At 61.0% G+C, this 11,305-nt stretch carries 9 protein-coding genes; 2 read left to right on the top strand and 7 right to left on the bottom strand.

Annotated features, from left to right (window positions below):
- Window positions 1-376 (top strand): UDP-3-O-acyl-N-acetylglucosamine deacetylase (locus ACIOUG_RS23865; protein WP_401069134.1); only part of this gene is annotated, 376 nt, incomplete at its 5' end.
- Window positions 377-525: 149 nt separating this feature from the next.
- On the opposite strand, the gene ACIOUG_RS23860 is transcribed toward ACIOUG_RS23865, so the two are convergent.
- The 7 genes from ACIOUG_RS23860 to ACIOUG_RS23830 form a co-directional block, all read right to left on the bottom strand.
- Complete coding sequence (locus tag ACIOUG_RS23860; RefSeq protein WP_401069131.1) at window positions 526-2,031, bottom strand: sensor domain-containing diguanylate cyclase; 1,506 nt, start codon at window positions 2,029-2,031, stop codon at window positions 526-528.
- A 222-nt stretch (window positions 2,032-2,253) separates the two neighbouring features.
- Window positions 2,254-3,570, bottom strand: a complete 1,317-nt coding sequence (locus ACIOUG_RS23855; protein WP_401069128.1) for an OprD family porin — start codon at window positions 3,568-3,570, stop codon at window positions 2,254-2,256.
- Window positions 3,571-3,767: 197 nt separating this feature from the next.
- The gene (locus ACIOUG_RS23850; RefSeq protein ID WP_401069125.1) at window positions 3,768-3,989 is read right to left on the bottom strand and encodes a hypothetical protein; all 222 of its coding nucleotides are present in this window, start codon (window positions 3,987-3,989) and stop codon (window positions 3,768-3,770) included.
- Between the two features lie 191 nt (window positions 3,990-4,180).
- Complete coding sequence (locus tag ACIOUG_RS23845; RefSeq protein ID WP_401069123.1) at window positions 4,181-5,545, bottom strand: heavy metal sensor histidine kinase; 1,365 nt, start codon at window positions 5,543-5,545, stop codon at window positions 4,181-4,183.
- On the bottom strand, window positions 5,535-6,212 hold the full coding sequence (locus ACIOUG_RS23840; protein ID WP_007916978.1) for a heavy metal response regulator transcription factor: 678 nt from the start codon (window positions 6,210-6,212) through the stop codon (window positions 5,535-5,537). Before ACIOUG_RS23840 ends, ACIOUG_RS23845 begins: the two co-directional genes overlap by 11 nt.
- 9 nt (window positions 6,213-6,221) lie before the next feature.
- Entirely contained in the window at window positions 6,222-9,323 is a 3,102-nt protein-coding gene (locus tag ACIOUG_RS23835) for a multidrug efflux RND transporter permease subunit (RefSeq protein ID WP_401069120.1), read from the bottom strand.
- Window positions 9,320-10,480: an efflux RND transporter periplasmic adaptor subunit gene (locus tag ACIOUG_RS23830; protein WP_401069117.1), complete on the bottom strand. Its 1,161-nt coding sequence runs from the start codon at window positions 10,478-10,480 to the stop codon at window positions 9,320-9,322. The genes ACIOUG_RS23835 and ACIOUG_RS23830 overlap by 4 nt, the downstream gene beginning before the upstream one ends.
- A gap of 548 nt (window positions 10,481-11,028) precedes the next feature.
- Here ACIOUG_RS23830 and ACIOUG_RS23825 point away from each other — a divergent pair.
- Window positions 11,029-11,305 (top strand): hypothetical protein (locus tag ACIOUG_RS23825; protein ID WP_401069114.1); only part of this gene is annotated, 277 nt, incomplete at its 3' end.

Raw genomic sequence — 11,305 nt, 5'->3', positions numbered from 1 at the left:
TTCGTTCGTAAAAGAAGTCAGTCGCGCCCGTACTTTCGGTTTCATGAGTGACATCGAGTACCTGCGCAAGCACAACCTCGCACTCGGCGGCAGCGTTGAAAACGCGATCGTGGTGGATTCCGATGGTGTACTGAACGAAGACGGCCTTCGCTATGAAGACGAATTCGTGAAGCACAAGATCCTCGATGCGATTGGCGACCTGTACCTGCTGGGTAACAGCCTGATTGGTGAGTTCAAAGGCTTCAAGTCCGGTCATGCACTGAACAACCAGCTGCTGCGCAAGTTGATTGAGCAGACAGATGCGTGGGAAGTCGTGACGTTCGAAGACGCCAGCACTGCACCGATCTCTTACATGCGCCCGGTTGCGGCGGTGTAAGTAAAAAACCTCTCTAGTTTTTTGAAGGCCATCCTCGGATGGCCTTTTTTTATGCCCTTGTTAAAAGCAAAAGATCACAGCCTTCGGCAGTTCCTACAGGGAAAGGTATGCCAAACGTAGGAGCTGCCGAAGGCTGCGATCTTTTGATCTTACGAACTGACGACGCGATTACGGCCGCTCTCCTTGGCCTGATACAACGCCTTGTCCGCCGCAAACAGCAGTTGCTCCAGCGACATCTCGACTGCCGCCGTCCAGGTGCTGATGCCGATACTGACGGTCATCGCCACGTCCGCGCCCTCGACCCTCGGCATCTGTTCGACCGCCTGGCGGATATGTTCGGCAATCTGTCGTGCGCCGCTGCTGTCGGTTTCGGCGAGGATCACCGAGAACTCTTCTCCACCATAGCGGGCGACCAGATCACCCGGTCGTCGGACGTTCGCGGTGATCACCCTGGCCAGCTCGCGCAGCGCCTGATCACCGGCCTGATGCCCATGACGATCGTTGAAGGCCTTGAAGTGGTCGGCGTCGATCATCATCACCGACAACGGCTGGCCCGAGCGCTGAGCGCGGAACCATTCGTGGCGCAGCGCCTGATCGAGCATCCGCCGGTTGGCCACACCGGTCAGCGCATCGGTGGCGGCCAGTTGCGCCAGTTCGCGTTCGGCGCGCTGGCGCAAGCGCAACTCGCGGGCCAGCAGCCAGGTCAGCCACAGCAGGCCGGCGCACAGCACACCAGTGGCACCGCTGATCAACAGCGCGGTGCGCCGCCAGGTGCCGAACACTTCCTCGCTGGAGAGCGCGACCATCACCGTCAACGGCAGATTGCCGACTCGCGAATAGGTATAGAGCCGTTGCTGATGGTCCATGCTCGAGGTGCTGGTGAAACTGCCACTGCCATCCTTGTCGCCAAGAATCCGCACCACGTTGGGCCGGTTGCCGAAGCTCTTGCCGATGGAGTCGCTTTGCAAATAAGGCTTCTGCGCCAGCAGCACGCCGTCGCTGTTGATGATGTTGAGCGTGCTGCCCTTGCCGATATCGAGGCTGTTGAACAACTGATCGAAGTAGTCGAGTTTCATCGACGCCACAGCCACCCCGGCGAATTCTCCGGTGTCCGAGGAGATCCGCCGACTGAAGCTGATGCGCCATTGATTGGCTTCGTCGCAATCGCAGCGGGTCTTGAACGGGCGGCTGATGAACATGCCCATGTCACGGTTGAAGGCATGGGCGAGGAAGTAATCGCGGTCGGCGAAGTTGCCCGGTTTGGGTTCGACCCGCGATGAGTCGGCAACCACGTCGCCGTGCTTGTCGAGCAGCAGGATGTCGCCCTTGAAGCGCGCGGTGGTCGAGCGGTCGAACAGGGCCAGATGGCGGATCTGCGGGGTGACGTCGCGCAAGTCATCGCGCTGGGCGGCGGCGATCAGGCCTTGCAGGGTCAGGTCGTACAGCTCGACCGTGCGCAGGACATCGGCGTCGATCAGCTGGGCGATGGTGGTGGCACTGCGGGTAGCCGCTTCCTGAGCGTTGGCGTGCTCACGGATCAGCAGAAACGTGACAATGCACAGAATCGCGATCACGGTCAGCGAACTGCCGCAGATCAGCAGCAATTCGGGGCGTCCGGTCTTGCCCGCCAGAGGTGGGGTACGGCTCGCGATCATGATGGGGTTATCAGTTGGGGGATCTTATAAGCGTAGTTGCACAAACACTGCGGGGGATAACACTAAAACAGATCTACTGTGGCGAGGGGATTTATCCCCGATGGGCTGCGAAGCTGCCCCAAAAAAGGGTCTGCTGCGCAGCCCATCGGGGATAAATCCCCTCGCCACAAAAACCATTTCAATCAAAATTTGTATCAGATCGCAGCTGATTTGATGCTGATCTTAGAAGACGTTGATCGGGTAGTCGACAATCACACGGTATTCATCCGTGTCGGTATCAATCGCGCCGTAACCGTTGCCACCTCGGTTGGTCGCCCATTGCAGGCGTACCGCGAGATCTTTCGCCTGACCGCTCTGCACCACGTATTTCAGATCGAGGTCGCGTTCCCAGTGCTTGGCGTTGCGACCGTCAGCGCTGTACCACGAAGCATAGCCTTTGCTGTCCGGATCGACCTTGGTCAGGTCCACAGTGCCACGGGAGTAGGACACCGCCGAAGTCAGCCCCGGCATCCCCAGCCCGGCGAAGTCGTAGGCGTACTTGAGCTTCCACGAACGCTCGTTCGGGCCGTTGAAGTCCGAGTACTGCTGGGAGTTGTCGAGGTAAACGCTGTCGCCCTGGCTGATGTAGTCGAACGGCGTGTTGCCGTTCACCCGCTGGTACGCAGCCGTGACGCTGTGGCTGCCGATGCCGACGGTGAAATGCAGGCTGTAGGTGTTGTTGTCGATGTTGCCCAGCAGCGCGTCGCCGGTGTCCTGCGTGTGATAGAAGTGCAGGCCCGGGTTGAGGCTGACCAGATCGTTCAACTGCCAGGTGTAATCCAGGTCGTAGTAGTACTGGTTCCAGATGTCCTTCAGCTCGGCGGCGTACAGATTGCTGGTCAGGCCTTCGACGCCGCTCCAGGACACGCCGGCCCAGTTCAGGTGCTGGCTTTCGTCACCCTCGGCGAGTTTGCCGTAGGACGTGCCGATGCGCTGGCGACCGCTCTGGTTGTACGGTTTGGTGAAACTGGCCTGGCCACCTTCGAACATCCAGCCGTCGAAGCTGTGGTTGGTCAGACTGACGCCACGGAAGGTCTGCGGCAGCATGCGCGATTCACCGCCGGCAATCACCGGGTTGGTGAGGAACAGGTCACCGGCCTTCAGCTCGGTATCGAACGCGCGCATTTTCAGCGTGCCGCCCGCGGTCGAGAACGAGCCCGGCGCTTTGCCGTTGCCATCGCTGATCGGCAGGATGCTCGAGCCATCGGTGCCGCCACCGCCGTCGAGCTTCAGCCCGAGCATGGCGTGGGCGTCGATGCCGAAGCCGACCGTGCCTTCGGTGTAACCCGACTGGAAGATCCCGAGGAAGCCCTGACCCCACTCGATGTTGTCGTCCGTCTGCTGCAGACGGTTGCGATTCATGTAGTAGTTGCGAGCGTTGAGGTTAAGGCTCGAGCCTTCGACGAAACCTTCCTTGGCGGCTTCGTCGGCATGGGCGGCGGGGGCAATCGTTGCGGCAATTGCAATGAACAGCGGGGTGAAACTGACTGGGTAACGCACTTGCGATGGAGCTCCTTGGGTCAACTGACACTTCAATGTCTTGAGGTGCGGGATGTTTCTTGTTTTTTACAGACGAACCAAACGGCTTTCAGACCACAACGAAAAAAGGCCGCTGAAAGGCAGCGGCCTGGAAGGACGACGGTTGAACGGGAAGAGCCAAACAACCGCGTCGAGGGAAATTTTTCGCGGTGCGCGACTCAGCTGTCTTTCTCGGCCGCTTGAGCCTGGGAAGTAGCGGCCTGAGGGGCTTGCGAGGTGTCCTGCGACTTGGCCATCACTTCTGCCTGAGACTGCTCGAAGGCGTGAGCGCGAGCGGCATTCTGCGCGACGAACGCCTGCGATTCTTCAGCCATCGCCACTGGCGACAGGATCAATGAGGACAAAACGAAAGCGCTGGCAATACCCATACTGTTGGACATCTTGAAAACCTTCTTGCTTGGCAAGTGCTGTTTGGTGCGGGCAAAGATAAGGTTGCCGGGCGTAGGGAAACAGCATGATTTTCATAAATGACTGTTACAGCAAAGGCAAAGATCGCAGCCTTCGGCAGCTCCTACAGGGGAAAAGTGAACACCTGTAGGAGCTGCCGCAGGCTGCGATCTTTTGATCTGCTTCAGACCGGCAGATGAATCCCGAACGTATTCATCCCGCGATCACTGCGCACAAACACATCCCCACCATGCATCAGCGCAATCGCCTTGACGATCGCCAGCCCCAGCCCGTGGTTGTTGCCGCTGTTGCTGCGCGAGGCATCGACCCGGTAGAAGCGCTCGAACAACCGCGGCAAGTGCTCGCTGGCAATCGGCGATCCCGGGTTGGCCACGCCGATGCTGACCTGATGTTCCTCGACCTCGATCCGCACCTCGATCACCTGGCCCGGCTCGGTATGCTGCACGGCGTTGCTCAGCAGATTGATCAACGCCCGGCGTAGATGTGCGATCTCGATTCGCACCTGCGCATCGCCACTCACGTGGACCTGCACTTGCGCGTCTTCGAGGATGAAGTCCAGGTACTCAAGGGTCGTCGCGACCTCATCCGCCAGCGAAGTTTCGCTCAGTTTGGTCGCCTTGCTGCCCTGGTCGGCGCTGGCCAGAAACAACATGTCGTTGATGATCGAACGCAGGCGTTCCAGCTCTTCCAGATTGGATTGCAGCACTTCGAAATAATGCTCGGCGGAGCGCCCGCGCGTCAGTGCGACCTGGGTCTGGCCGATCAGATTGGTCAATGGCGAGCGCAGTTCGTGGGCGACGTCGGCGTTGAACGATTCCAGCCGCGAATAGGCTTGTTCGACCCGTTCCAGGGTTGAGTTGAACGAGTCGACAAACTGCTCCAGCTCCGGCGGCAACGGTGACAGGCGCAAGCGCCCGGCACGCAGTGGTGGCGCCAGGCGCTGCGCTTCATGAGACAGTTTGATCAGTGGCTTGAGGCCGATTCGCGCCACCCAGTAACCCAGCGCCGAAGCCATCAGCACACCGATGATTGCCAGGCCGATCAGAGCGATCAGCAGGTTGTGCTGGGTTTCGTGAAAGGTCTCGGTGTCGATGCCGATCATGAACCGCAGCGGCGGGCGCTGGTCCTTCGCCGGCAGTTCGGTCAGCAGCACTTTCAGCGGATAGGGATGGTCGGGTAACTGCAGGTCATGCATGCCCGTCGGACCTTGGGCGAAGGCGCGGATCCGCGCATCCGGCTCGCCGTACTCGTATCCGGGATCGCCGCTGACCACCCAGAAACGGATGCGCTTGTCTTCCTCGCCGAGCAGCTTGAGCTTGGCGTTGATCTTCACCCAATGCTCGGGCGTGCCATAACGATTGAGCGCCGATTCAAGCACGCTGTAACGCGCATCCAGCTCGGCTTCCGGCAGCAGGCCCAGGCCCTTGTCGACCTGCTGATACAGCGCGCCGCCGATCAACAGAAACACCAGCAGCGCCACCAGCGTAAACATCCCGCTCAGGCGCAGGGCGATGGAATTACTGGACACCGCGGCTCTCCAGCACATAACCCATGCCACGTATGGTGTGCAGCAGTTTCTCGTCGAACGGCCCGTCGAGCTTGGCCCGCAGGCGTTTGATCGCGACTTCGACGACGTTGGCGTCGCTGTCGAAATTGATGTCCCAGACCATCTCGGCAATCGCGGTTTTCGAGAGGATTTCACCTTGCCGGCGCGCCAGCACGCTGAGCAGCGAGAACTCTTTCGCAGTCAGATCCAGCCGCGTGCCGGCGCGGGTGGCCTTGCGGCTGATCAGGTCGATCCACAGGTCGGCGATGCTCACTTGCACCGGTTCATGGCCACCGCTGCGCCGGGTCAGCGCTTGCAGGCGCGCCACCAGTTCCAAAAAGGAAAACGGTTTGCCGAGGTAATCGTCGGCGCCGTCACGCAGGCCCTTGATCCGGTCTTCGACGCGCTCGCGGGCGGTGAGCATGATCACCGGGGTCTGCTTGCGCGCACGTAAGGCGCGCAGCACGCCAAAGCCGTCAAGGCCCGGCAGCATGACGTCGAGGACGATCACCGCGTAGTCGCTTTCCAGCGCCAGATGCAGGCCCTCGACGCCGTCGCGGGCCAGATCCACGGTGTAACCCTGTTCCGTCAGACCGCGGTGCAGATAGTCCGCGGTTTTTTCCTCGTCTTCGATAATCAGAACGCGCATGACCCTGCCTCAGTCTGTAGTCGCCAGTGCCGTCGTGGGCATTGGTTTGGGCCTGTGGAACAGCCGCTCAAGCCACAAGTATATGACCGGCGTGGTAAACAGCGTCAGCATCTGGCTGACCAGCAAGCCGCCCACCACCGCGATCCCCAGCGGCTGGCGCAGTTCCGCGCCGGTGCCGTAACCGAGCATCAGCGGCAGCGCGCCGAGCAGCGCGGCGAGGGTGGTCATGATGATCGGCCGGAACCGCGTCAGGCACGCTTCGAAAATCGCATCCTGCGGCGCCAGTCCGCGATGACGCTGAGCTTCCAGCGCAAAGTCGATCATCAGGATGCCGTTCTTCTTGACGATACCGATCAGCAACACCAGCCCGATCAACGCCATGATCGAAAAATCCTGACCGCAGATCCACAGCATGATCACCGCGCCGAGACCGGCCGCCGGCAGGGTCGAGATGATCGTCAGCGGATGCACGAAACTCTCATAAAGCACGCCGAGAATGATGTACACCGCCACCAGCGCCGCGAGAATCAGCCACGGCTGGCTGGCCAGCGAACTCTGGAACGCCTGCGCGGCGCCCTGGAAATTGCCGCTGATGGCGGTGGGCATGCCGATCTCGGCCTTGGCCTGATTGAGCAGGATCACCGCGTCGCCCAACGCCACGCCGGGCGCGAGGTTGAACGACAGGTTGGCGGCGGGGAACATGCCGTCATGGGCAATCGACAGCGGGCCGATGGTCGGCGCATCGAATTTGGCCAGCGCCGACAGTGGCACCATCTCGCCACTCAGCGGCGAGCGCAGATAGAAATAGTTGAGGCTTTCAGCCTTGCCGCGCTGTTTGGTGTCCAGCTCGAGAATCACGTTGTACTGATTGACCTGGGTCTGGAACTCGTTGATCTGACGCTGCCCGAAGGCGTCGTACAGCGCCTCGTCCACGTCACTCGCAGTCAGGCCGAAACGCGCGGCGGCACTGCGGTCGATGCTGATGTGGGTAATGCTGCCGCCCAGTTGCAGGTCGTTGGAAATGTCGCGAAAGGCCGGGTTGCTGCGCAGTTTTTCGGTCAGACGCTGGGTCCAGGTGGCGAGGGTCGCGCCGTCGTTGCTCTTGAGCACGTATTGGTACTGCGCACGGCTCGGCCCGGAGCTCAAGTTGATGTCCTGACCGGCGCGCAAGTACAGGACGATGCCTGGGACTTTCATCAATTGCGGACGAATCCGGTCGATGAACTGGCTGGCCGACACATCACGGTCACCGCGTTTTTTCAAGGCGATCCAGAAGCGGCCGTTGGCGATGGTTTGGTTACTGCCGGACACCCCCACCGAGTGCGAGAACGCCTGCACGGCCGGGTCGGCGGCGACGATTTCGGCCATCGCCAGGTGTTTTTTCACCATGTCGCCGTAGGAAATATCCGCCGCGGCTTCGGTGGTGCCGAGGACAAAACCGGTGTCCTGTACCGGGAAAAAACCTTTGGGGATAAAGATGTAACCGGCAATCGCCATCGCCAGCGACAGGCCGAACACGCCGATCATCAGTTTCTGGTGGGCGAGGGCGCGGCGCAGACCTTTTTCGTACCAGGCCAGCAAGCGTTCGCTGAAGCCCGGTTTGTCGTGGGCGTGGTGCACCGGTTTGCGCATGAACAGCGCTGCCAGCGTAGGCGCGAGCGTCAACGACACCACCACCGAAATCAAAATGGTCGAGGTCGCGGTCAGGGCGAACTCCTTGAACAGCCGCCCGACCACCCCGCCCATGAACAGCAGCGGAATGAACGCCGCCACCAGCGAAAAACTGATCGAGACCACGGTGAAGCCGATCTCGCCGGCACCTTTGACCGCCGCTTCGCGCATGCTGTCGCCGGCCTCCAGATGCCGGTGGATGTTCTCCACCACCACAATCGCGTCGTCCACGACAAACCCGACTGCAACGACAATCGCCACCAGCGTCAGGTTGTTCAGGCTGAACCCCAGCAGGTACATCAGGGCGAAACTGGCGGTCAGCGATACACCGAGTACCGCCGAGACGATCATGGTCGCCGACAACTGCCGCAGGAACAGCGCCATCACCGCTACCACAAGCAGAATCGCGATCAGCAGGGTGATCTCGACTTCATGCAGCGAGGCGCGGATGGTCTGCGTGCGGTCGATCAGGGTTTTCACCTGCACCGAGGCCGGCAGCATCGCCTCGAGGCCGGGCAGGGCGGCTTGAATGCGGTCGACGGTTTCGACGATGTTCGCGCCGGGCTGGCGCGAAATCACCAGGTTCACCCCGGGTTGATCACCGGCCCAAGCCTGCACGTAGGCATCTTCCGAACCGTTGACGACTTTGGCGACATCGCGCAGGTGAACCGGGGCGCCGTCCTTGTAGGAAACGATCAGCTGGCTGTAGTCCTCGGGGTGGAACAACTGGTCGTTGGTCGACAGTGTGGAAATGCTCGATTCGCCGTACAAAGCACCTTTGGCGAGGTTGAGGCTGGTCTGCTGGATCGCCAGACGAATGTCGGCCAGGGTCAGGCCGATGGCCGCCAGTTTGTCCGCCGAGGCTTGCACACGGATGGCCGGACGTTGCTGACCGGTGATGTTGATCTGGCCTACACCGTCGATCTGACTGATCTGACGCGACAGCAGGGTTTCCACCAGGTCGCTGAGTTCAGTGCCGGGCATTTGCGTCGAGCTGACGCTGAGGATCAGCACCGGGCTGTCGGCCGGGTTGACCTTCTTCCAGGTCGGCAGGGTCGGCATGTCCTTAGGCAGCTTGCCGGCGGCGGTGTTGATCGCCGCCTGGACTTCCTGGGCGGCGGTGTCGATGCTCTTGTCGAGGGTGAATTGCAGGGTCAGCAGGCTGGAGCCGAGCGCACTGCTGGAGGTCATCTGGGTCATGCCGGGGATGGCGCTGAATTGCACCTCCAGCGGCGTCGCCACGGACGAAGCCATGGTGTCGGGGCTGGCACCGGGCAGTTGCGCCGAGACCTGAATCGTCGGAAATTCCGCTTCCGGCAGTGGGGCAATTGGCAGGCGCGGGAAGGCAATTACGCCGACCAGTACCAAAGCGATGGTCAGCAGAATCGTCGCAACCGGGTGATCGATGCACCATGTGGAGACGCCTTTGTGCTCCTTCATGGTTTCGGCTCCGCTTGCACCACTTGCGGCGGTTCGCTCATGACCTGCACGGTCGAGCCGGGTTTGAGCCGCGACTGGCCGTCACTGACCAACTGATCGCCGGCCTTCACGCCTTTGATGATGTCCTGGCCGCTGCCCTGATACACCATCTGCACTTGCACGGCTTCGACCTTGTCGCCGTTGACCCGATAGACGAAGTGTTGATCGAGGCCGCGTTGTACGACGGTGGGCGGTACCACCAGCGCATCTTTATCCAGCGCTGTCTGAATTTTTACCGTCACCAGCAGGCCGGGCCAGAGTTTCTGGCTGGCATTGTCGAATTCGGCCTTGGCGCGGATGGTGCCGGTGTTGGCGTTGATCTGGTTGTCGATCAGGGTCAGGTGGCCTTCGCCGAGCAGGTTGCCGGTTTCGCCGTCGGTGTCGGCGCCGATGTAGGCCTTGACCTGGGCGTGCTGCGGATCGTTGATCAGGCCCTGCAGGGTCGGCAGCATTTGCTGCGGCAGCGAGAACTCGACGGCGATCGGGTCGATCTGGGTCACGGTGAACAGGCCTGCGGTGTCGGTCATGCGCAGGAAGTTGCCTTCGTCGACTGTACGAATACCGACGCGGCCGGTGACCGGGGAGCGGATCTGCGTGTAGGAAAGTTGTACCTGTGCGGCGTCAATCGAGGCCTGGTTGCCTTGAGCGGTGGCTTTGAGTTGGTTGACCAGCGCCTGTTGCTGGTCGTAGGTCTGCTTGGAGACGCCGTCGTCGACGCTGAGCAGTTTGTAGCGCTGGAGGTTGACCAGGGCGACTTGCAGTTGTGCCTGGCTTTCGCCCAGTTGTGCGCGCGCCTGGTCGAGGCTGGCGCGGATCGAGCGGTCGTCGATGGTCGCGAGCAGGTCGCCGGCCTTCACCAGTTGGCCCTCCTTGACGAGGATTTTGGTGAGGATGCCGTCGACTTGTGGGCGCACCACGACGCTGTGCAAGGAGAGCACCGAGCCGATGCCGCTGGTGTAGCGGGGGACGTCTTTTTCGCTGACCGTGACGACGCGAACCGGGATGGCGGTCGGGGTTGCCATTTTGGTTTGGGCGGGTTTCAGGGCGTGCCACAGACCTGCGCCTGCGAGGACGATCAATAGGATGGCGAGCAGGGCATTGTTTTTTTGGATTCGCATGCGGGGTGGGCGCCGGGCGGAGTTTGGGCAGGGTTGTAGTCTTTATAAACCTGTCTGCAGGTCAGTAGGGTGACGGCTAGCTGTCAGCGCTGTCAGTTTCGCCGGGGTGTATATCCGTTTCTGCGGGTGTGGCTGATTACGGTTTCGCCCTTACGGCGACTCACTTTTTTTACAAACGCCTAAAAAAAGTAAGCAAAAAAACGCTTGCTCCTGCGTTCGGCCCGCTCGCTGGGGCTCGGGGTCCCTTCGCTGCGGGATTGATCCGGGGGCAGCGCCTACGGTTTGCTTCGCTGCACCTCCTCTCGCTGTGTTTGGCTGCGCCAAACGGTCGCTGCGCTCCCACCCCCGGATCAATCCCTCCACTCAGCCTGCCGACGTCGCCCTCGGATCAAGATCAAGATCAAGAGCGACAGCCGAGCTTGCGCTCATCCTGGAGTGGGGCGGCATGCGCCGCATGCGGGTTATACTTGTCTTCCCTGTAGGAGCTGCCGCAGGCTGCGATCTTTTGATCTTGATTTTGTGGGAGCTGGCTTGCCAGCGATGGCGGCTTGCGAGCGACCAATCTCCAACTGAACGCACCCAATCCACCTGTAGGAGCGAGCCTGCTCGCGATGGCGGCCTGCAAGCCGACCAATCTCCATCTGACTCCATTCAATCCTTGTGGGAGCTGGCTTGCCAGCGATGGCGGCCTGCCAGCGACCAATCTCCAACTGAACACACCCAATCCAACTGTAGGAGCGAGCCTGCTCGCGATGGCGGCCTGCAAGCCGACCAATCTCCATCTGACTCCATTCAATCCTTGTGGGAGCTGGCTTGCCAGCGATG

This window comes from Pseudomonas sp. NPDC087803, from assembly GCF_044742995.1.
In the GTDB taxonomy this organism is placed as follows: Bacteria; Pseudomonadota; Gammaproteobacteria; order Pseudomonadales; family Pseudomonadaceae; genus Aquipseudomonas.
Note: the sequence above shows the minus strand (reverse complement) of the source record. Positions and strands in the feature narration are given on the sequence as shown.